Here is a 20,027-nt window from a genome sequence, read left to right on the forward strand (position 1 = left end):
AGTTTTTCTAAACCTTTGCAGTGATCGAAATTCAGATTCTATGCGGGCTCCTGCTCGCCGCGATCATTACCAAGAGGTAGAGAATCATGCCTAACTCAAGAAACTCGAACTCGGGAAATTTCGCCAACGATCGAACGAAGGCGTCTGAAGCCGGTCGCAAAGGAGGGAAGACCACCACCACGACTGTCGATAAAGAGCCTGCGAAACCCGATATGGGCCGCAAAGGCGGCCAGAAATCCAAGTAGTGGTGAAGGTGGTTTTGATTGAGAGGCGGGAGCGAAAGCTCCCGTTTGAATTTATAGAGAGGAGGGCGCGACCATGAGCCGGATGGCCACCCGATTACGCAATGCCAGTATTGCCACGTTACTGGGCCTGTGCGCCAGCACTGCCTTTGCCCAGTCCCCCGCCGAATTCATCAACGATGCCTCGGCCAAAGGCATGGCCGATATCGAGGCCAGTCGCCTGGCGCACCAGAAATCCGAGTCCAAAGAGGTCAAGGATTACACCGTCGTCGTCATCAACGACCGCACTACCGCCAACCAGCACCTGGCGAAAATCGCCAAGCAACTGGATCTGCCGGTGGCCCCACGGGAAGAGGTCGTCGACAAGGCCAAAGCCTTGATGCCGGAAGTTCAGGACGGCGCATCGTTTGATCAGGCGTACGCCGCCAGTCAGGTGAAGACAACGCAGGAGGCTATCGAGCAGCTTCAGCAGACTGCGCAGACGACCGACGTGCCGGAAATCAAAGCCTTCGCCGAAGAGACCCTGCCCAAGCTGCAGAACCATCTGCAAATGGCCAGGGCGCTGCAAGCGGGTCGATGACACCACGCTGACGGCGTTTAAAAAAAACGGCGCGTGACTTACATCACGCGCCGTTTTTGTTGGTGCTCAGCAGTCGTTCAGGTTCTGTTTGTGCTTGCCCTCGGTTGCCAGCCCCGCCAGGCCATGCACTTCGTTTTCGCCCATGGCACGGTAGTGTCTACGCAGCGCTTCCAGTTGCTTCAGGTCGAGTAACTCCAACCCGAGCATCGCGTTCTGCGCTTCCTTGTTCACCCGTAACAACTCATCGATTTTCAAATGCAAAATGTCAGTGTCGCGGTTCTGCGTATTCTGGATCAGGAACACCATCAGGAACGTAATAATCGTGGTCGAGGTGTTGATGATCAGTTGCCAGGTGTCGTTGTAATCAAAAATCGGCCCGCTCAACCCCCACAGACCGATGAGAATCAACGCCCCCATGAACGTCTTGGGACTGCCGGCCCACAAGGCGAGTTTCTGCGAGATTTTTGCGAATTTCATTGTCGTTGTCCTTATAGGGATGCGCCTGAGTTTGTGACAGCGACGGAATGTTGAAAATTCTACTTACATTCTTTGATTCCCTGAAAAGCGGTGAAGTCCCGGATCGAAGCCTGGAGGCGGTTGTTCGCTATTCTTGGGCGGAATCTTTCTTTGTGCCGGTTTATGTCTAGTATCAAAGGCAGTCAATTTGCCAGCATGCAAACACACGGATCGAACAGGAAGGGGTCACGCATGGAATTTTTCGAAAAGTTAGCAAGTCTAGCCGCCAAAGTTCGTTTGCAGAGCGCTGCAATTCAAACGGAAGAGGCGACCAAGAACGCTTTTGTCATGCCCTTTATCAGCACGGTGCTCGGCTACGATGTCTTCGATCCGACTGAGGTTACTCCTGAATTCGTTTGTGATATCGGAACGAAGAAGGGGGAGAAAATTGACTACGCGATCATGAAGGGAGGTGAGGTTCAGATCTTGATCGAGTGCAAAAAAATCGGCGAACCGCTGCACATCAATCATGCCTCACAGCTGTTTCGTTATTTCCATGTCACCAGCGCTCGTATCTCCATCCTCACCAACGGCCAGGTTTACAAGTTTTTCACCGATCTGGACGCGCCCAACAAAATGGACGAGAAGCCTTTTCTTGAACTCGACCTTCTGGACATCGACGAATACTCCGTCCCCGAATTAGTAAAGCTCACCAAATCGGCGTTCGATGTGGATTCGATTATCAGTGCCGCTGGTGAGTTGAAGTACGTCAGCCAAATCAAAAAAATCATCGCTTCACAAGTCAGCAAGCCCGACGATGATTTTGTGAAAGTGTTCGCTTCGCGTGTCTACGACGGCGTGATTACTCAGAAAGTCCGTGAGCAGTTTCATGAGCTGACTAGAAAGGCTGTGGTTCAATTTCTCAATGACCAGATAAATGACCGGCTCAAATCGGCCATGAGTGGTTCTATTCAACCAGCACTGGCAGCTTTACCGGTTTCTTCCAGTGGCACCGAGCAGCCGGATGTGCGGGATGAGTCAGAAGATAAGGTGCTGACAACTTTGGAAGAGCTAGAGGGTTATCACATCGTTCGTGCAGTGGTTCGATCAGTCGTGGATGCCAAACGTATTGTTCAGCGCGATACCCAGAGTTACTTCGGCATTCTGCTGGACGACAACAATCGCAAACCGATCTGCCGTCTGCACTTCAATCGTTCACAGAAATACATCGGCATATTTGACGAAGAGAAGAATGAAACCCGGCATGCAATCAACTCGGTCGACGACATCTACGAGTACTCGGATCATTTGAAGAAGACGGTTGGGTATTACGATTAAGTGCTTTATCCCGCGACGAAAAAACCGGCCAGTAAAGCCGGTATTTTTTGCGGAGGCGTTCAGTGATATTGCCCACCGAAGGTGGAGTAGAGCGGAGCCTGCCAGGCGCTGTATCGTAGCGAACCGGTTGTCGGCCCAGGTCCGGACAACGATTCGACAGGAGAACGCAATGAGTTGGTCCGCCAAGCAATACGTCGCTTTTGAAGATGAACGCACCCGCCCTGCACGCGACCTGCTTGCGGCGATCCCGCCTGTGGACGCACGCTCGGCCATCGACATCGGTTGCGGCCCCGGCAACTCGACCGAATTGCTGGTGGAGCGCTTCACGAACGCCACAGTGCGAGGCGTTGACAGTTCGACCGACATGATCGAAGCCGCCCGCAAGCGTTTGCCGCAATTGCAGTTCGATACCGTGGATATTGGCACCTGGAATGAGAGCGGCCCGTTCGACGTGATCTTCGCCAACGCGGTGCTGCAGTGGCTGCCCGATCACGCGACGTTGCTGCCTTCGCTGGCCGCCCGACTGACCCAGGGCGGCAGCCTGGCCATTCAGATGCCCGACAACCTCAACGAAGCGTCCCATCGCCTGATGCGCGAAGTGGCTGCCGATGGCCCGTGGGCCAGCAAGCTGGCGGACGCCGCCGGGCAACGCACGGAAATGGCCAGTGCCAGCGATTACTACTCGATGCTGCGACCGCACTGCGCGCGCGTCGATGTATGGCGCACCACCTACCATCATCCGCTGGCGGGCGGGGCGTCCGGCGTGGTCGAGTGGTTCAAGGGCAGTGGTTTGCGGCCGTTTCTCGAACCGCTGGATGATGCGGAAAAGGCGCAATACCTCAAGCAATATCACGCCGCGATCGAGCAGGCGTATCCGGCCCTGAGTGATGGTTCGGTGCTGCTGCCGTTCCCGCGATTGTTCATCGTCGCGACCCGCTGATGCCAGAAAGGGACAGATAACGTTATCTGTCCCTTCGTTTGGCACTCAGGTAATCGAATAGAAACGACGCAAAGCCGAACAACCCAATCATTGAAATGATCATGATCCCCAACTCTGAATTGTCCATGCTGATCTCTGCGTGAAAGGTGAGAGGGCAGGGTAGGGGTTTTTTGGTTGGGGTTGATGCTGGGCTACGGCTTCTTTACTGGGGGGCGGGGATCTATACGGAAACTATACGTGGGGCGCCAAAAAAACCTGTGGCGAGGGAGCTTGCTCCCGTTGGACTGCGCAGCAGTCCTTGTTTTGGGGCCGCTTCGCGACCCAGCGGGAGCAAGCTCCCTCGCCACATTATTGTTAAAGAAATTCACGGCGCAGCAGTTGATCTACAAATCAAAAGGGGCGTCAAAAAGACGCCCCTTTTGGTGTCAGGACGGTTCCGCATCCATACGTCGTGCAATGACATCCAGTACATCGCAGCTATCGCGCAAGGGGATGCTGCAGAGCATTGCGAAGTCGCTGAGAATCACCGAATCCGAATTGATTTCGCCGCGCATCGCGAGGTTTTCCAGGACCTGTGTCACCGCGCCGATTCTGTAACGGGCGGAGCTGAGAAGGGAATGCAGCGGTTGGGTGGTGTTGACGTAGAAGGTGGGAAGGTCGTCGGCGTTGCTGGTTAAAGCCATGTAGTCATTCATGAGTGATCACCATATCGGAGGGAAGACCTACCACTCAATCGTCGCCAAACAATAGGGTGGTAGCTGTACGTGGGTTGGCGAACCGGGACATGGTAAAACCGGCAGACCGTGGGGTCTCCCACGCACAGCCACCAAAAAAAGAGGCAGCCAAGTGCGTTCAAATGCACTCCGAGAAATTCTCGGAGGCTTCTGTACCAGTCATCGAGTCGCCAAACCCAATACGCCATTTGGGCGCGCTCGGACTATAGGTCTCATGACAAAGGCACAGCAATGCGCAAGTCTACGGACAATTCCCAGAGTAGTGTAGGACCTTGCCTTTTCCGCATACGGCCTCGTTTAAACCCCCGGAGAATGGGCATTGGCTCTGCGGCGTCAGTGACGGCAATCCTTTAATTCGCCAGCGAAAACGCTAACAAAACGCCGACTTCATGGGAAAACGTTAATTTCCGTGTTGAAACGGCTAATGATGCTCACGAGGCCGGTTGCTTCACGCCACCAGGATGGCTTTCACGTTGTTTTTTCTGGTACTCCTCCGCTTTGTGCGAAGAACCTGAGTCTTTCTCCAGCGTTTTCGAATCGGCTCCGGAATTTGCACCCGAAGACTCCTCGCCCTTTTTGCTGGCCTTCTCCTCGTTTGATTCAGCGCTTTGCCCCTGATTAAGACCGGGAAGAGCGGCAGGAGGAACGGCAGTTCCTGTCGTCTTCTCAGCCGCTAGCGCATAAAACGAGCAGGAAGACAGTAGGCCCGCAAGCGTCAGAGCAGCGATTTTGGTGTTCATGCTTAAGCCTTCCGTCCGAGGGATGTACTCATTGGAAGGCAGGTTCGAGGGAGTGTGCCGGACAGCTGACGAGCGGCAGGATTTAACGGCAGGCGGAGCCGAGCAATGAATGCGGCGTGTCACCGAATCCGAACCATAAAAAAACCGGCCGTTGGGGCCGGTTTTTGCTGTTTGGAAACAAGGGCATCAGCTCTGCTGCAACACCTTCAGTGCTGCCGATGCCAGAAAACCTGAACGGCTTTTCTCTTCCGGGTGATGCAATACGTATTCGTCAATGCGGTTGAGCAGGTACCCCGGCAGGGTGATGTTCAGCTTCTGGGCTTTGCCCAGGTACTTGGTAACATCGATGTCCACCACCGCCCATGTACAACCGGCGTACTGCGGATTCGCCGCATGCAGGGTCACTTTATTCGCAGGTGGAATCGGTGAACCGTCTTCGGCAAGAATTTCGAAATGGCCCTCAATGGCTTCACGAGCCATGGCCATCGCATCATCCAGATCCTCACCTGCGGAGAAACACCCTGGAATATCCGGTACCTCCACGCCCCAAGCGTGTTCGTTATCGCCCATTGAAATCGCAATCGGGTAAAGCATCTTCACTGTCCTCTGAGGCGCTGCGCTTTGAATTCGTCAGAGCAGCGCCTGTTGCAAAATACTCAAGGCGGTTTTTTTGAGCAGGTCCTTTTTCGGATGAGGAACTGTCACCAGCCCCGGTTTGGTCGGGTGCTTGAAGTGATGATGACTGCCCTTGATACGCACCAGATACCAGCCATCCGCAACAATTTGGCTTATCAAAAATCGGCTATTCACATCACCTCCGTGTGGTGTGCTTAGGTGGTTACTATACCCACTGAATTTATATGATCAACACTATAACCACTGAGCCTTCTCGGTCACGATGGAAAGGTGGTGTGAAAAACGAGTCTAGGAGGGCGTGAGGATAGAGTTCGGAGATGGCCGCAAATGAGGCGTTTTCTGTATTGCAGGTTTTTGCCGCACCCCTTGAAGCGCTCCTGCAGCTCAATCGACGGGTATAAAAAAACCGGCCACATGGGCCGGTTTTTTTCTTTCTACATCCCCGTCAAAACCATCTTAACGCGAGACCAAAAATTCGATTGGAGCGGGTGAAGGGAATCGAACCCTCGTTATCAGCTTGGGAAGCTGGAGTAATGCCATTATACGACACCCGCTCAGAGCGGCTGACTTTGTACCAGATGTGCGCGTGGAAATGAAGTTTTTCTTTGCGCGGAATGGCTTTAGCGCAGGTGAATCAAGACATCGGACCGGGTGACGGTCGTTCGCGGGCAAGCCTCGCGCCTACAGGAATGCGTTTAACGCTATAGGGCGAAGCTTGCTCGCGATGACGCTTTTTCAGATTGCGAATGCATGGTGGTCCTGGACGTAGTGGTAACGCGGTCGGCTTGCCTGCTGCTCAGGTTTCAGGAAACCCAGCAATGCGTTGCGACTGTCTCGGCAGGCGGCTTTGTGTTCCATGTCGAGAAAGTGGCCCGTCGCATCCAGCGTCGTGAAGGTGGCTTGTTTCACGTGGTCGGCGAACAACCGGGCACCATCGGCGGCGGTGTATTCGTCCCATTCGCCGTTCATGAACAGCACTGGCACGTTGATTTGCTCAGCGGCTTTGAAGAAGCATTGGCGGTCGCTGTGCAGCAGGTCGCTGATGTGGAAGTGCATCTGCCCGTATTCATGATCGGCCAGGCTGCTGACGTGCCGGTAGTTGAAGCGCTTGAACAGGGTCGGCAGGTGTTTGCCGATGGTGCTGTTCACCAGGTTGCCGACCCGGTCGCCGTCACGGCTGCCGAGGTAGTCCACACCGCGCTCGAGGTAGTCGAGCATGTGCGCGTTGATCTCCGGGGAGAACGAGCTGATCACGGCTTTTTCGATCCGTCGCGGTTGTTGGGCGAGGGCAACCAGGGTCGCGGCGCCACCCCAGGAAAACGACAGCACGTGTTCGGCGGCGAAGTGGTCGATCAGCTCCAGGAGGATCTGCCCTTCGACTTCCTTGGTCAGCAATTTCTCATGCAGGTTGTGGGCTTTTGACTTGCCCGCGTAGGGCTGGTCGTAGCAGACCACATTGAACTGCGGGTGCAGGTTTTTCACGGTTTGTGCAAACGACGCAGTCGTGGCCATCGAGCCGTTGACCAAGATAATGGTCTTCTCTGCGGCGTCTGCGCGATAGAACTCCGTGTAAACCCGATACTGACCCTGTATATCCAGCACAGCGATTTCTGGCCTCATGTCATAAGACTCCTGGCAAGCGGGTATGCGCGCAAATGAGATTGCACGAGCTTTGTGACAGGTAGGCATACGCCTGGAATTTTGGAGGCCCATGTCGATCCATTGCAGTCCGGTCGACGGGTATTGTTATTGGCGGGCAGTCTGCCGGTCTGAGGCGGAACCTGAGGGTTCTCTAACCGACAAAAAGTTTCTTAGAAGTATGTTGTGACTCGTCAGTCACATTTCGGCTGACGACCTGATTCAAGCAGGGGAGAGGGGTTCGCGCAAGTGCCATTGGTAAATTGTTCGACAACTTCTGCTGAGCGGTAGGCTGCTTAGATCAAATGGATCTCTTCGGTGCGCAACGCGCGGTACTCGCCCGGTTTTAGCGCGTTATCGAGCACCAGCGGGCCCATGCGTTCGCGGTGCAGGCGCAGCACTTTGTTGTCGAAGTGGCCGAACATCCGCTTCACCTGGTGATAACGGCCTTCGACGATGCTCAGTCGTGCCGATCTCGGCCCGAGCACGATCAGCTCGGCTGGTTGGGTAGTGAGGTCTTCAAAGGCGAAGTACAGGCCTTCTGTGAATTTCAGGGCGTATTCCGGGCCGATCTCCTGTTCGGTCTCGACGTAATAGACCTTGGGCAGTTTGGTCTGCGGTTGAGTCAGGCGTCGCGACCAGCTGCCGTCGTTAGTGATCAGCATCAGACCGGTGGTGTTGAAGTCGAGGCGGCCGGCGATGTGCAGGTCTTGCTTGTCCGGTTCGTGGATCAGATCGAGGACGGTCGGGTGTTCCGGGTCGCGGGTGGCGCTGACGCATCCGGGCGGTTTGTGCAGCATGAAGTAGCGGGCGGGTTTGCCGACTTGCAAGACTTCCTCATCGACCTCGACACGGCTGAACTCCAGCACTTCGGCATGCGGGTCGCTGACGACTTTTCCGTCAACCCGCACGCGTTTTTCCACCAGCAACAGGCGAACCTGCTGACGGTTGAAGCGGGGCAGGTTGCTGAGGAAGCGGTCAACGCGCATGAATTGAGATCGGCAGGAAAAGGGCCGCGCATCTTACGCGATCCGCCGGGCCGCTGCTTACAACTGCGACTCGACCTGCGCGCAGCGTGGGCACAGGCAGGATTGGTCGCGCAGCTCGGCGGGCAGCGTTTCGAGTACCGCCGGGTCGATGCTGACGCTGTAGCACCAGCAGGGCCGATCGGCGGTTCGCGGGTCGGCCAGGGTGCAGGCATTGGAGGCGCCGCAAGCGGGGCAGATTTCAGGCTTGTTCATGTAGGACTATGCATAACTGGTGTGAGGCATTTCCGCGCAGGTACGGTTACGGCCGGATTGCTTGGCCCGATACATCGCATGATCGGCCCGAGAGAGCAGGGTGTGCAAGGTGTCATCCGGTTGCAAAGTGGTCAAGCCGATGCTCACCGTCAGGTGCAAGGCCTGATCGTTGTAGGCATAACGCTGTTCCTCGACATGTTGGCGAATTTTCTCGGCGATCTTCAGACCGGTTTCACCGTCCGTGTCCTTGAGCAACACAATGAACTCTTCACCGCCCCAGCGACAAACGATGTCGGAATGGCGCAGGCAACTCTCCAGGTCCCGTGCGAAGCCGATCAGCACTTGATCGCCGGCGAGGTGACCGTAGGTGTCGTTCAAGGCCTTGAAGTGGTCCAGGTCCAGCAGCAACGCGGTCAGCGGTTTCGGTTCGCGTTGGGCTTCGTGCATGGCTTGCGCGGCCAGCAGGTCGAAGCCGCGACGGTTCGGCAGTTCGGTGAGGCTGTCTAGCGTCGCCTGCGCTTGGATCTTGCCCTGATAGCGCTTGATTACCCGGTTGAGCAGCATCAGCACGATCAGCGTAACGAGCAGGCAGATCAGCAGATTGAGGTACAGCGACTGACGGATTTCACTCAGGGCGCCGTCTTCGCGCTTGTCGACGAACAGGTACCAGTTCAGCTCCGGAATGAACCGCACGTTGAGGAAATGCCCCTGGCCCTGGACGGAATATTCGTAGCTGCCGCTGTGGGGTTTGGGCAACTGGCTAACCAGGCCCGTCATGCTCTCGAGTTCGCTGAGTTTTTGCCCGATATGCGCACCCTGGGGGCCACCCTCGGCGCCGGTGAGCACCAGTCGACCGAAGCTGTCGACGAAATACACACTGCGTTGATAGCGCTGTTGATACTTGTCGATCAGCTTGATCACCGCATCCACCGTCAGGCCGACGCCCGCCGCACCGATGAAACGGTTGTTGTAGTCGTAGACCTTGTAGTTGATGAAGAAGGTCAGGTTGTCCTTGTTGGCAAGATCCGGGTCGACGTTGATCTCGTAGGGGTCGGCCATGTCACGCACGCGGAAATACCAGGCGTCGCGCGGTTCATTGGCCTTGACCTGCTTGAGCACGCCTTTGGCGTGGTAGTAGGTGAGCGTGCCGTTGGAGACGAAAAATGCGGTGTAGGCGCCGTAGTGGGTCATGACCTCGTTGAGGTAGCGGGTCATCTGGTCGGGATCGTTTTCGCCGTTGACCACCCAGTCGCGCATGAAGGTATCGCGGGACATCATCGAGGAAATGAGGATCGGTCTGACGAGGTCTTTCTGGATTTCCGAATAGACCGTGTCCGACGTCAGCGGCAGCTCGGTGTTGACGATGTTGTCGCGGATCGAGGCGCGCGAGGCGTAGTAGCTCAGGAATGACGTGGCGAGAAACCCCGCGCCCAGCAGCGCGATCAGCGTGAGGACCAGCGAACGTTGCGAATACAGCGGCGAGTGAAGCGGCATGACGATTCCGTTGGCAGTGACCCGTTGGGGAGCATTCTAGTGGGACTGCGGGGAAATAACTGCGGGATTTGTGGGGTGAATCGGTCGGGATCAGGTGCGATAGCGTCTGTGCGGACGCCATCGCGGGCAAGCCCGCTCCCACAAGGACTGCGCAAAACCTGTGGGAGCGGGCTTGCCCGCGAATCGTGAGATCAACCCCGATCTGTCAGATACGCCCGCCATCCACCCAGATGACTGATATTCACCGCACCTTCCAATCCATATGCCTCACAGATAAACCCGCTCTCCCAACGCCCATCCGCCAGTTGCACCTTGCCCAACCCCAGCGGCGCCGGAATCCCGGTCAGGAACGAACCCAGTTCACTGCTCGGCAACTCCCAGACCTCCACCGCAATCGCCACGCCGCCGTCCTTCACCCGAACCATCCCCGGACGAAACGGCGGACCACCGGCCAACGCATACAGCTGATAGTCCGGTGAGCTGAACGTTGACTCGACCAACGTCGCGCCGCGCCGCTTCAGTTGCCAGTTCAGTGCCAATCCATCCAGATGCGCACCGCACACCACCAACCGAGCGCGGTCATTACGGGCGACTGCCGAAGCGGCAGGCGCCTGCGAACGACGCTGAAACGCATCCGCCACGCTCAACAGATACTGGTCGGTAAACGCCCGGCCAAACAGCGTCACACCCCACGGCAAACCATTGCCCATGAACCCGCTTGGCACGGCGACGGCGGCGTAATCAAGCAGGTTCATGAAGTTGGTGTAGTAACCCAATTCAGAATTGCGCAGCACCGGCTCAGCTTCAAGTTCCGCCAATGTCAACGGGCGGCCAATGGTCGGGGTGACCACGCAATCCAGTCCTTCCAGCGCCTTGTCGCACAGGGCTTTCAAGGCTTGCAGCCGATACTGCGCACGGAACGTTTGCACGCCGCTCACCGCTGGCGCCTTGGCCAGCACGGCACGAATCACCGGCAACACCGCTTGCGGGTTCTGCTCCATCAACTCACCGGCAACGCTGTAGCGCTCCGCCACCCACGGGCCTTCGTAAAGCAAACGCGCGGCTTCGAGAAACGGCGACATATCCAGTTCCACCGCTTCACCGCCCAACCCTTTGAGCTGATCGACGGCGTCTCCAAACAACAGCGGACCTTGCGGGCAACCGAAGAACTCCAGGTCCTGCGCACGTGGCACACCAAAGCGGAAGGGACGCGGAGTGCCAAACGCCGAGCCGTCATTCCACAGCGGATTCCTGCGGCTGTATTCGTCCCGCGGATCAAGGTGTGCGGTGAGCGCCAGCAACTGGCTCGCTTCCCGCGCCGTCGCGGTAAACGTCGTGACGCAATCGAGCGTGCGACACGCCGGCACCACACCCGCCGTGGAGATCAGCCCTTTGGTGGCTTTCATCCCCACCAGATTGTTCAGTGCCGCCGGCACGCGCCCGGAACCTGCGGTGTCCGTGCCCAACGAAAAACTCGCCACCCCCAGCGCCACCGCCAGCGAAGAGCCGGCGCTGGAACCGCCCGACGGATACTCCGGCAGCACGCTGTTCGGGCAGGCGCCATACGGCGAGCGACTGCCATTGAGGCCAGTGGCGAACTGATCAAGATTGGTCTTGCCCAGCGGGATCGCCCCCAGCGCCAGCAACTGCTCGACGATGGTCGCCGACTGCTGCGGCACATAGGCAAACGCCGGGCACGCTGCCGTGGTCGGAATGCCCGCCAGATCGATGTTGTCCTTGATCGCGAACGGCACGCCATACAAGGGCAGGCTGTCGATGTCCCGACCGTCGAGCGCGGCGAGGTACGGTTCCAGTTCTTCAACACTGAGCAAGTGGATGAACAGGTGATAGTCCGGGTTCAGCGCCGCGGCTCTGTCGCGCAGGTTCAGCAGCAATTGACGAGGCGTGATGTTGCCGACGCGATAAGCGCTGCGCAGGGCGTCGAGTTGCAGATTGATGGTCATGGCGTTAATCCTTTTTCAAATGGGTTCAGTCGAGTTCCAGCACCACGACGCGCTGTCCGGCGCGCACCGCCGAACCCGGTTGCACGCGGATCTCGCGCACCACGCCGGCCATGGGCGCGAGCAGCGGAATTTCCATCTTCATCGACTCCAGAATCACCAGCACATCGCCGGCGGCCACGCGGCTGCCGGTCTGCACCTGAACCTGCCAGAGGTTGCCGGCGATGTGGCTGTCGACGCTCATTTCGCCGCTGGCCAGCGCTGAATCTTCGCTCGTCTCCGAGACCGCTTCTTCACTGTCGAAATGCGCCTGGCCGCTGGCGATCCAGCGCTCACGCTCGGCGTTGAACGCGCCTTGTTGCTGCTCGCGAAACGCGGCAATGGTCTCGGCTTCTTTCACCAGAAACGCCTGATAGTCCGCGAGGTTCAACTGGCTGTGCTCGATGTTCAGCTCGAAACGCCCGAGGGGGAAATCCCGACGGATGCGCAGCAGTTCATCGGCGCTCACCGGGTAGAAGCGGATCTGATCGAAGAAGCGCAGCAGCCAAGGTTTACCATCGAACGCGGCGACCTCCCGGTAGCGGTTCCACATCTGCAAGGTGCGACCGACGAACTGGTAACCGCCAGGGCCTTCCATGCCGTACACGCACATGTACGCACCGCCGATGCCCACCGAGTTTTCCGCGGTCCAGGTGCGCGCCGGGTTGTACTTGGTGGTCACCAGACGATGCCGCGGGTCGAGCGGGGTGGCGACCGGTGCGCCGAGATACACGTCACCCAGGCCCATCACCAGGTAACTGGCGTCGAACACGGTGCGCTGTACTTCGTCGAGGTTCGGCAGGTCGTTGATGCGGCGGATGAACTCCAGATTGCTCGGGCACCATGGCGCGTCCTTGCGCACGGTAGTCATGTATTTATCGATCGCCAATTGGCAGGCCGGGTCGTCCCAGGACAGTGGCAAATGAACGATGCGCGAAGGGACTTGCAGGTCCTTGGCGGCGCACACCGCGTCCCATTCACCGGCGACGATGCCGAGCAGATCGGTCAGTGAAAGTTGTTCGGGTTGGTAGTGCACTTGCAGTGAGCGGATGCCGGGTGTGAGGTCGATGACACCGTGCAGGTGTTTGCTTTCCAGGGCTTGCATCAGGGCGTGGGCGCGGAAGCGCAGAACAAGGTCCAGTTCCGGTGCACCAATCTCCAGAAGCAAATGCGTATCGCCCGAAAGGCGTGCAACCAACCGCGTATCTCCCTGACCCAAATCCAAAACCACAGGCGACACAATCCCCTGTGGGAGCGAGCCTGCTCGCGATAGCGGTGTGTCAGTCGCATTAATGCTGAATGTACTGCCCTCATCGCGAGCAGGCCCGCTCCCACAGGGGGGATTCCATTTCAGGGCGAGAGTGCGGGCGGTCTGGAGATCGACGGGGAAGAACTGGACTTTGTCGCCAGCCTTGAGTTGCCCAAGCTGCCAGAGATCCGCCTCGATCACCGTCACCGGGCACACAAACCCGCCCAGGCTCGGACCATCCGGCCCCAGGATCACCGGCATATCCCCGGTGAAATCCACGGCGCCAATGGCGTACGGATTGTCGTGAATGTTCGACGGATGCAGCCCCGCCTCGCCACCGTCCGCACGTACCCATTCTGGCTTCGGCCCGATCAGCCGCACGCCGGTGCGGCTGGAGTTGAAATGCACTTCCCACTGAGTCGCGAAGAAGGTGCCGATGTAGTTTTCGGTGAAGTATTCCGGTGCGCCATGCGGGCCGTAGATCACCCGGATTTGCCGCACGGCAGGTAACTCAGGGATTTCCGGCAGTTGCTCACCGATGCTGTGATCGCTCAACGCCGGCACATGCAACACATCGCCGGCGCGCAAGGCTCGACCACCATGCCCGCCAAACTGACCGAGGGTGAAGGTGCTTTTACTGCCCAGATAATCCGGCACTTGCAGCCCGCCGCGCAGGCACAGATAGCTGCGGGCGCCCGCACCGGCAATCGTCCCAAGGCTCAGCGTGGCCCCGGCAGGAATCAGCAGCGCCGTGTTCATCGCCACGGTTTCACCGTTCAACGTCAACGGAATGACTGCGCCGGTGACCGTCACCACGGCGTCGCAATTGAAACGCAGCAACGGCCCGCTCATGGTGATTTCCAGCGCAGCGGCGCCTTCGTCGTTACCCAGCAAAAGGTTGCCCAGGCGCAACGCGCGACTGTCCATCGGCCCCGACGGCGGCACGCCCACGGCCCAGTATCCAAGGCGTCCGGGATAGTCCTGAACACTGGTCTGCGTACCGGCGCTGAGTACTTCGAACGTGTTGGCCTGATAGACCAGATGTTCGAGGCAACGGGTCCACGGCTGACCGCTGGCGAAGGGCGCATCGAGCAAAATCTGCCGCAGGTAATCGCGGTTGGTTTCCACACCGTAGAGCAGGCTGTCGCCCAATGCCTGATGCAGATCGGCCCGCGCTTCTTCGCGAGTCGGCGCCCAACAAATGACTTTGGCAATCATCGGATCGAAGTACGGCGGAATCTCGCAGCCGGCCTCGACCCAGGTGTCGATGCGCAGCTGTTTGCCATCGGCGACGGGGAAATTCACAGCGGTCAGCAAACCGGGGCTTGGCTGAAAATCCCGACCCGGGTCTTCCGCATACAACCTCGCCTGAATCGCATGGCCGGCGGCTTTCAAGCCTTGGCTCAACACGCTCAACGGCGGCAGATCACCGGCCGCCAGTTCCACCATCCAGCGCACCAGGTCCACGCCCCACACCTGTTCGGTGACGCCGTGCTCCACCTGCAAACGGGTGTTCACTTCGAGAAAATAGAAACGTCCGGCCTCGCTGTCGAAGACGAATTCCACGGTGCCGGCGCTGCGGTAATTCACCGCTTTCGCCAGTTTGATCGCGGCGGCACACAACTCATCGGCCATGCCATCGGGCAGGTTCGGCGCCGGGGTTTCTTCGAGGACTTTCTGGTTGCGGCGCTGCACCGAGCAATCGCGTACGCCGAGGGCGATCACTTCACCGCGACCGTCGCCGAACACCTGAACTTCCAGGTGCCGAGCGCGCTGGATGTACTTCTCGATGAACACCCCGGCGTCGCTGAAATTGTTCTGCCCAAGGCGTTTTACCGCTTCAAAGGATTCGCTCAACTCGGCGGCGCTGCGGCACACGCGCATGCCGATGCCACCACCACCGGCGGTACTTTTGAGCATCACCGGGTAACCCACCTGTTCACCGGCGATCAGCGCCGCGTCGAGGCTGTCGAGCAGTTCGGTGCCTTCGAGCATTGGCACGCCGTGTTGCTTGGCCAAGGCACGTGCGGTGTGTTTGAGGCCGAACACGCGCAGCTGTTCTGGGGTCGGGCCGATGAAAGCAATGTCGGCGGCTTCGCAGGCTTCGGCGAACGCGGCGTTTTCCGAAAGGAAACCGTAGCCGGGATGGATCGCCGTGGCGCCGGTGGCTTTGGCGATGGCGAGGATTTTGTCGACCGCCAGATAGGTGCCGGCCGCCGCGCCTTCACCGAGGCTGTGGGCTTCATCAGCGTGCAGAATGTGCAGGCTCGCGGCATCGGCTTCGGAGTACACGGCGACGCCGTTGACGTGCAGTTCACGCAGGGTGCGCAGGATGCGGCAGGCAATGGCGCCACGGTTGGCAATCAGGACTTTTTCGAACATGGCATAGACCCCGGAGGGGATGCGGGCCGTCCCGCAGTTTTTCGTTGGGCGCCGGGGTCGTCCCCGACGGCAAAAAACGTTCACTCAAAAACACCACCGCCCCCTGTGGGAGCGAGCCTGCTCGCGATGGCGTCGGAACATTCAACATCGATGTCGACTGTCACACCGCTATCGTGAGCAGGCTCGCTCCCACATGTTTCAGTGGTTTTTTGGCTGTTTGAGGCATTGGCTGGAACGGGCCTGGCACAGGGCAAACAACCATCTGCGCAACCACACTAATTTCAGTTCCATACCAGTAACTCCGCAGGAGTAGGGTTGTAGGCATTGCACGGATTGTTCAGTTGCGGGCAATTGGAAATCAGCACGATCACATCCATCTCCGCCCGCAGGTCTACGTACTTGCCCGGTGCTGAAATGCCGTCTTCAAACGTCAGCCCGCCATCCGCCGTGACCGGCACGTTCATGAAGAAATTGATGTTCGGTCCGATGTCGCCCTTGCCCAGTCGCCCGTCGTGGACGCAGGCGCGCAGGTAGTTGTCGCGGCAGCTGTGCATGTAGCGTTTTTCCAGGGCGTAACGCACGGTGTTGCTCTCTTGCGCACAGGCTCCGCCCAGGGTGTCGTGGCGGCCGCAGGTGTCGGCGACGATGGTCAGCATCGGTTTGCCGAGGTTGGAATACAGCACGCTGCCGGTGCTCAGGTAGACGCTATTTTGCCGGCGCAAGGTGCGTTGCACGTCGTAGCGTTCTTTTGGATTGGCGACGCTGTAGAACAAGGTATCGACGGCCTGGTTACCTTCCAGATCGAGGATGCGCAGGGTCTGGCCGGCCTTGACTTCCATCAGCCAGGGTTCACCGGCGGGGATGGTGGCGCGGTAGACCGCCGTTTCTGGATGCTTTTGAGCGGTGGCGATTGCGAGTGACATGGCAGCGATCCTCAGGCAAACAAACGGTCGGTGTTGATGAAGCCGCGCTCGTTTTCCGGGCGCGAGGTGCGGCAGTGTTCGGCGACACTGGGGTCGGCGTTCATCCAGCTCAACTTCAAGGGTTTCGGCGCGTAGTCCGGCGACGGGTCCATCGGGTGTTGCAGCGCGGTGAGCACCACCAGCGTGTCCATCGGCGCGTACAACTCGATGTAGTCGCCGGCCTTGGAGTGGCCTTCGACGAAATGGAAATGGCCGGCCTCATCCACGTTCACGCGGCTGAACAGGTTCAGCGTCATCAGCAGATCCGACAGGCCCAACCCCCACTTGCCGAGTTCCACCAAGAGGTTGTCGGTGCCGTTGCGGAAGAAGCCGTTGCGCAGTTCCTGATAACGGCCTGCGCCGTATTTTTCCGCGACTTCCTCAGCGCAGAGCACGCCGCCGAGGCTGTCGCTCCAACCGCAGGTGTCGGCGGTGATTGCTGCCAGTACGCGGCCCATGTCCGAGTAGAGGCAATGGCCAGTGGTGAGCTTGGCGGTGTGTTGGCATTTGAGGCTGTCGGGCAGGTTCAGTCGTTCGGTTTTTTCATTGGCGTTGAGCAGCGTCAGGCTGACATTGGCACCGCCGCGCAGGTCGGTGAGACGCAGCAGTTGGCCGCGTTTCAGGACGAACGAACGATGGCCGCCACCGGGGAGCATTTCTTCGGCGAAGGGCGGGAACAGTTGGGTCGAATCAGTCATGTGCAGATTCCTCTAAGCGATACGAAGCGTGCCTGCCAGCTCAGCCGGCAAGGCATCGACGGCGGCGCGGGAGGCGCGGCGGTCGCTGTTCAAAGGGATGTCGTAGGTGATGCGCGCGCCATAGGCGCCGGGGGCGTGCGGGTCGACGCGGACCTTGTCGAAGACCAGCAAACGGGTGCCGAGGCTGAAACCTTCGGACAGGTCATGGGTGACCATGAACACCGTCAGCTGCGTCTCGCGCCACAGCTCCAGGAGCAAGGCGTGCATGTCTTTGCGGATGCCCGGATCGAGGGCACCGAACGGTTCGTCGAGCAGCAACACGCGGGGTTTCATGATCAGCGCCTGGGCGATGGCCAACCGTTGTTGCATGCCGCCGGAGAGCTGCGCCGGGTACTTGTCCAGCGAGTGGCCGAGCCCCACTTTGTGCAGCAGCACCGAGGCCTGTTCCCGCGCCTCTTTTTTAGCGCTGCCGAACAACCGCCCAAGCAGCGGCGAGCGCGGCAGTTCGAGGCCAAGGGCGACGTTGTCGAGCACCGTCAGGTGCGGGAACACCGAATAGCGCTGGAACACCACGCCACGGCTCGAATCCGGTTCTCCGGCCAGCGTCTGACCGTCCAACAAAATCTCGCCGCGACTAGCGCGCTCCTGACCGAGTAGCAGTCGAAGGAAAGTGGATTTGCCACAACCCGATGCGCCGACCAGGGTGCAGAACTCACCCTCGTTGACGTTCAGGTTCAAGCCTTCGAGCACCACTTGATCGGCGTATTGCTGCCAGACATTCTTTACCGTGATGAAGCTCATGCGCGGGCTCCTTCATACCAGGGGAACGCGCGCTGGGTCAGGCGCTTGAGGCCCCAGTCCATCAGCCAGGCGAGCAGGGTGATCCACACCACGTACGGCAGAATCACATCCATCGCCAGGTAACGACGCACCAGGAAAATCCGGTAGCCGAGGCCGTCGGTGGAAGCGATGGCTTCGGCAGCGATCAGGAACAACCATGCCGAACCGAGCATCAGCCGCAGCGAGATCAGCAGGCGCGGCAGCAGTTGTGGCAGCACCACGCGCAGCATCAACGTCCAGGTTGAAGCGCCGAGGGTCTGGGCCTTGATCAGCAGCTCGACCGGAATTTCCCGGGCGCGCTGTTCCAGGTCCCGTGCCAGACACGGGGTGATGCCGATCACGATCAGCATCACTTTCGACAACTCCCCCAGCCCGAACACGATGAACAGAATCGGCAGGATCGCCAGCGGCGGCACCATCGACAGCACCGTCAGCAATGGTGACAACGGCGCGCCGAACAGCGGCAACGTCCCGGCGGCGATGCCCAGGCACAGCCCGGCCAGCGCGCTGATACCGAGGCCGATGGCGAGGCGACGCAGGCTGGACGCGGTGTCTTGCCACAGCACGTATTCACCGGTGCGGCTGTCGGCGGTGAACGCCAGGCGCTTCACCGCGTCGGTCATCTGCACGGCACTCGGCAACAGTTTGTCGTTGGGGTTGTCCAGCAGCCGTTCGGCCGAGCCCATGAAGTAGGCCAGCAGCACCAGGGCGAACGGCAGGATCACCAACAGCAGGCGACTCGGACGATCCGGGTGACGATTGATCAGGCGCATGGCCAGGTCCTCTTCTTACAGCTTGGCGTCGGCGGCCATCTGCACGTAACTCGGGTCGAAGCGCAGCTTGAGGTTGGCTTTGTCGCCGCTGGTCACACCATTGGCGAAGGCCATGCCGACGGCGCTGGTGTCCTTGGCGCCTTCACCGAGCAAGCCGTGCTGGAAGGAAAACTCGGCGACCTTGCGCATCGTTTCCGGCAATTGCTTGCTGGTGGAAAACGCCAAGGCTTCTTTGGGCGTGGCGAACAATTTGGTGGTGTCGAGTTGCGCCTGGAAACCTGCCAGGTCAGTGCCCGAGGCCTTGGCCATGTGTTCGAGGGCGGCTTTGCTGGCGGCGTTTTTCGCGTTCATCAACTCGACCACTTCGAACCACGCACCGGTCAGCGCTTTGCCCAGGGCCGGGTTGTCTTTGAGGGTGGCGCTGTTGACCACCATCATGTCCATGATTTCGCCGGGGATCTGGCTGGAGTTGAAGACTTCGGTCACGCCCGGTTTGGCCTTGATGTCCGAAAGCATCGGGTTCCAGGTAGTGACAGCGTTGACTTGATCCGTGTTAAAGGCCGCCGAGATGTCGGCGTCCGAAGTGTTGACCACTTTCAGGTCTTTCTCGGTGAGGTCCACCGAATCCAGTGCCCGGGCCAGCAGGTAGTGGGAAACCGACAGCTCCACCAGATTGACGTCCATGCCCTTGAGGTCGCTGACTTTTTTGCCGTCGCCCTTGAGCACGATGCCGTCGTTGCCGTTGGAGAAATCGCTGACGATCAGCGCGGTGCTGTCGACGCCACCGGCGGCCGGAATAGTCAGCGCGTCCATGTTGGTCATGGTGCAACCGTCGAACTGGCCGGCGGTGTACTGATTGATGGATTCGACGTAGTCGTTGAGCTGCACCACATCAATCTTGATGCCGTACTTCTTCGCCCATTTGTCGACGATGCCTTGGCTGCCGGCGTATTCCCAAGGCATCCAGCCGGCATAAATGGTCCAGCAGACGCTGAAATGATCTTTTTGCGCAGCGTGGGACGAGACGCTCACGAAGGCTGCGAACGCAGCGGCGAGGAGGGCGGGTAAACGAAGCTTGAGCATG

At 58.9% G+C, this 20,027-nt stretch carries 20 protein-coding genes and 1 tRNA gene; 4 read left to right on the forward strand and 17 right to left on the reverse strand.

Going from position 1 to position 20,027, the window contains the following annotated elements; translation table 11 throughout:
• Nucleotides 1-86 precede the first annotated feature (86 nt).
• Nucleotides 87-245, forward strand: coding sequence for a KGG domain-containing protein (locus tag ACM6I5_RS25575; RefSeq protein WP_080995118.1), 159 nt, complete (start codon nt 87-89; stop codon nt 243-245).
• 73 nt (nt 246-318) lie between these two features.
• A complete protein-coding gene (locus tag ACM6I5_RS25580) occupies nt 319-822 on the forward strand; it encodes a DUF4142 domain-containing protein (RefSeq protein WP_414884927.1) in 504 nt (167 codons plus the stop codon).
• A 66-nt stretch (nt 823-888) separates the two neighbouring features.
• Here ACM6I5_RS25580 and ACM6I5_RS25585 read toward each other — a convergent pair whose 3' ends face one another.
• Nucleotides 889-1,299: a low affinity iron permease family protein gene (locus tag ACM6I5_RS25585; protein WP_017336888.1), complete on the reverse strand. Its 411-nt coding sequence runs from the start codon at nt 1,297-1,299 to the stop codon at nt 889-891.
• A gap of 231 nt (nt 1,300-1,530) precedes the next feature.
• On the opposite strand from ACM6I5_RS25585, the gene ACM6I5_RS25590 reads away from it, so the two are divergent.
• Nucleotides 1,531-2,616, forward strand: coding sequence for a type I restriction endonuclease (locus tag ACM6I5_RS25590; protein WP_414884928.1), 1,086 nt, complete (start codon nt 1,531-1,533; stop codon nt 2,614-2,616).
• Nucleotides 2,617-2,785: 169 nt separating this feature from the next.
• Nucleotides 2,786-3,556, forward strand: a complete 771-nt coding sequence (gene tam, locus ACM6I5_RS25595; RefSeq protein WP_017336891.1) for a trans-aconitate 2-methyltransferase — start codon at nt 2,786-2,788, stop codon at nt 3,554-3,556.
• Between the two features lie 425 nt (nt 3,557-3,981).
• Here the strand turns inward: tam and ACM6I5_RS25600 are convergent, their stop codons facing one another.
• From ACM6I5_RS25600 to ACM6I5_RS25675, 16 genes are all read right to left on the reverse strand, one after another.
• On the reverse strand, nt 3,982-4,251 hold the full coding sequence (locus tag ACM6I5_RS25600; protein WP_414884929.1) for a short-chain dehydrogenase: 270 nt from the start codon (nt 4,249-4,251) through the stop codon (nt 3,982-3,984).
• Nucleotides 4,252-4,721: 470 nt separating this feature from the next.
• Nucleotides 4,722-5,030 (reverse strand): hypothetical protein, encoded by a 309-nt coding sequence (locus tag ACM6I5_RS25605; protein ID WP_017336894.1) that lies wholly within the window; start codon nt 5,028-5,030, stop codon nt 4,722-4,724.
• A 186-nt stretch (nt 5,031-5,216) separates the two neighbouring features.
• The gene (locus tag ACM6I5_RS25610; RefSeq protein WP_031318476.1) at nt 5,217-5,624 is read right to left on the reverse strand and encodes a type II toxin-antitoxin system HicB family antitoxin; all 408 of its coding nucleotides are present in this window, start codon (nt 5,622-5,624) and stop codon (nt 5,217-5,219) included.
• A 36-nt stretch (nt 5,625-5,660) separates the two neighbouring features.
• The gene (locus tag ACM6I5_RS25615) at nt 5,661-5,840 is read right to left on the reverse strand and encodes a type II toxin-antitoxin system HicA family toxin (protein WP_017336896.1); all 180 of its coding nucleotides are present in this window, start codon (nt 5,838-5,840) and stop codon (nt 5,661-5,663) included.
• Between the two features lie 306 nt (nt 5,841-6,146).
• Nucleotides 6,147-6,220: transfer RNA gene (locus ACM6I5_RS25620), tRNA-Gly, on the reverse strand.
• Nucleotides 6,221-6,401: 181 nt separating this feature from the next.
• Nucleotides 6,402-7,286 carry an alpha/beta fold hydrolase gene (locus ACM6I5_RS25625; RefSeq protein WP_414884930.1) on the reverse strand — a complete coding sequence of 295 codons (885 nt, stop codon included), beginning with the start codon at nt 7,284-7,286 and terminating at the stop codon, nt 6,402-6,404.
• A gap of 314 nt (nt 7,287-7,600) precedes the next feature.
• Nucleotides 7,601-8,293: a pseudouridine synthase gene (locus tag ACM6I5_RS25630; protein WP_414884931.1), complete on the reverse strand. Its 693-nt coding sequence runs from the start codon at nt 8,291-8,293 to the stop codon at nt 7,601-7,603.
• Between the two features lie 57 nt (nt 8,294-8,350).
• On the reverse strand, nt 8,351-8,545 hold the full coding sequence (locus ACM6I5_RS25635) for a cysteine-rich CWC family protein (protein WP_414884932.1): 195 nt from the start codon (nt 8,543-8,545) through the stop codon (nt 8,351-8,353).
• 6 nt (nt 8,546-8,551) lie between these two features.
• On the reverse strand, nt 8,552-10,039 hold the full coding sequence (locus ACM6I5_RS25640) for a sensor domain-containing diguanylate cyclase (protein ID WP_017336945.1): 1,488 nt from the start codon (nt 10,037-10,039) through the stop codon (nt 8,552-8,554).
• A gap of 191 nt (nt 10,040-10,230) precedes the next feature.
• Nucleotides 10,231-12,003: an allophanate hydrolase gene (atzF, locus tag ACM6I5_RS25645; protein WP_414884933.1), complete on the reverse strand. Its 1,773-nt coding sequence runs from the start codon at nt 12,001-12,003 to the stop codon at nt 10,231-10,233.
• 25 nt (nt 12,004-12,028) lie between these two features.
• Nucleotides 12,029-15,670 (reverse strand): urea carboxylase, encoded by a 3,642-nt coding sequence (uca, locus tag ACM6I5_RS25650; protein ID WP_414884934.1) that lies wholly within the window; start codon nt 15,668-15,670, stop codon nt 12,029-12,031.
• Nucleotides 15,671-15,951: 281 nt separating this feature from the next.
• Nucleotides 15,952-16,593, reverse strand: coding sequence for an urea amidolyase associated protein UAAP2 (locus ACM6I5_RS25655; protein ID WP_017336948.1), 642 nt, complete (start codon nt 16,591-16,593; stop codon nt 15,952-15,954).
• Nucleotides 16,594-16,604: 11 nt separating this feature from the next.
• Nucleotides 16,605-17,330: an urea amidolyase associated protein UAAP1 gene (locus ACM6I5_RS25660; RefSeq protein WP_414879588.1), complete on the reverse strand. Its 726-nt coding sequence runs from the start codon at nt 17,328-17,330 to the stop codon at nt 16,605-16,607.
• Between the two features lie 12 nt (nt 17,331-17,342).
• Nucleotides 17,343-18,131: an ABC transporter ATP-binding protein gene (locus ACM6I5_RS25665; protein ID WP_414884935.1), complete on the reverse strand. Its 789-nt coding sequence runs from the start codon at nt 18,129-18,131 to the stop codon at nt 17,343-17,345.
• Nucleotides 18,128-18,943 (reverse strand): ABC transporter permease, encoded by an 816-nt coding sequence (locus tag ACM6I5_RS25670; RefSeq protein ID WP_407012078.1) that lies wholly within the window; start codon nt 18,941-18,943, stop codon nt 18,128-18,130. Before ACM6I5_RS25670 ends, ACM6I5_RS25665 begins: the two co-directional genes overlap by 4 nt.
• Before the next feature lie 15 nt (nt 18,944-18,958).
• Complete coding sequence (locus ACM6I5_RS25675; protein WP_017336952.1) at nt 18,959-20,026, reverse strand: putative urea ABC transporter substrate-binding protein; 1,068 nt, start codon at nt 20,024-20,026, stop codon at nt 18,959-18,961.
• Nucleotide 20,027 lies beyond the last annotated feature (1 nt).

It is taken from the genome of Pseudomonas sp. IT-P171, from assembly GCF_949767765.1.
In the GTDB taxonomy this organism is placed as follows: Bacteria; Pseudomonadota; Gammaproteobacteria; order Pseudomonadales; family Pseudomonadaceae; genus Aquipseudomonas; species Aquipseudomonas fluorescens_B.

What these genes read in the sequence shown, in the direction of transcription:
- ACM6I5_RS25610 (WP_031318476.1), bottom strand. Translation starts at nt 5,624, where the DNA reads ATGCTTTACCCGATTGCGATTTCAATGGGCGATAACGAACACGCTTGG.
- ACM6I5_RS25670 (WP_407012078.1), bottom strand. Translation starts at nt 18,943, where the DNA reads ATGCGCCTGATCAATCGTCACCCGGATCGTCCGAGTCGCCTGCTGTTG.
- ACM6I5_RS25635 (WP_414884932.1), bottom strand. Translation starts at nt 8,545, where the DNA reads ATGAACAAGCCTGAAATCTGCCCCGCTTGCGGCGCCTCCAATGCCTGC.
- ACM6I5_RS25605 (WP_017336894.1), bottom strand. Translation starts at nt 5,030, where the DNA reads ATGAACACCAAAATCGCTGCTCTGACGCTTGCGGGCCTACTGTCTTCC.
- ACM6I5_RS25640 (WP_017336945.1), bottom strand. Translation starts at nt 10,039, where the DNA reads ATGCCGCTTCACTCGCCGCTGTATTCGCAACGTTCGCTGGTCCTCACG.
- atzF (WP_414884933.1), bottom strand. Translation starts at nt 12,003, where the DNA reads ATGACCATCAATCTGCAACTCGACGCCCTGCGCAGCGCTTATCGCGTC.
- ACM6I5_RS25660 (WP_414879588.1), bottom strand. Translation starts at nt 17,330, where the DNA reads ATGACTGATTCGACCCAACTGTTCCCGCCCTTCGCCGAAGAAATGCTC.
- tam (WP_017336891.1), top strand. Translation starts at nt 2,786, where the DNA reads ATGAGTTGGTCCGCCAAGCAATACGTCGCTTTTGAAGATGAACGCACC.
- ACM6I5_RS25665 (WP_414884935.1), bottom strand. Translation starts at nt 18,131, where the DNA reads ATGAGCTTCATCACGGTAAAGAATGTCTGGCAGCAATACGCCGATCAA.
- ACM6I5_RS25625 (WP_414884930.1), bottom strand. Translation starts at nt 7,286, where the DNA reads ATGAGGCCAGAAATCGCTGTGCTGGATATACAGGGTCAGTATCGGGTT.
- ACM6I5_RS25655 (WP_017336948.1), bottom strand. Translation starts at nt 16,593, where the DNA reads ATGTCACTCGCAATCGCCACCGCTCAAAAGCATCCAGAAACGGCGGTC.
- ACM6I5_RS25575 (WP_080995118.1), top strand. Translation starts at nt 87, where the DNA reads ATGCCTAACTCAAGAAACTCGAACTCGGGAAATTTCGCCAACGATCGA.
- ACM6I5_RS25590 (WP_414884928.1), top strand. Translation starts at nt 1,531, where the DNA reads ATGGAATTTTTCGAAAAGTTAGCAAGTCTAGCCGCCAAAGTTCGTTTG.
- ACM6I5_RS25580 (WP_414884927.1), top strand. Translation starts at nt 319, where the DNA reads ATGAGCCGGATGGCCACCCGATTACGCAATGCCAGTATTGCCACGTTA.
- ACM6I5_RS25600 (WP_414884929.1), bottom strand. Translation starts at nt 4,251, where the DNA reads ATGAATGACTACATGGCTTTAACCAGCAACGCCGACGACCTTCCCACC.
- ACM6I5_RS25630 (WP_414884931.1), bottom strand. Translation starts at nt 8,293, where the DNA reads ATGCGCGTTGACCGCTTCCTCAGCAACCTGCCCCGCTTCAACCGTCAG.
- ACM6I5_RS25675 (WP_017336952.1), bottom strand. Translation starts at nt 20,026, where the DNA reads ATGCTCAAGCTTCGTTTACCCGCCCTCCTCGCCGCTGCGTTCGCAGCC.
- ACM6I5_RS25585 (WP_017336888.1), bottom strand. Translation starts at nt 1,299, where the DNA reads ATGAAATTCGCAAAAATCTCGCAGAAACTCGCCTTGTGGGCCGGCAGT.
- uca (WP_414884934.1), bottom strand. Translation starts at nt 15,670, where the DNA reads ATGTTCGAAAAAGTCCTGATTGCCAACCGTGGCGCCATTGCCTGCCGC.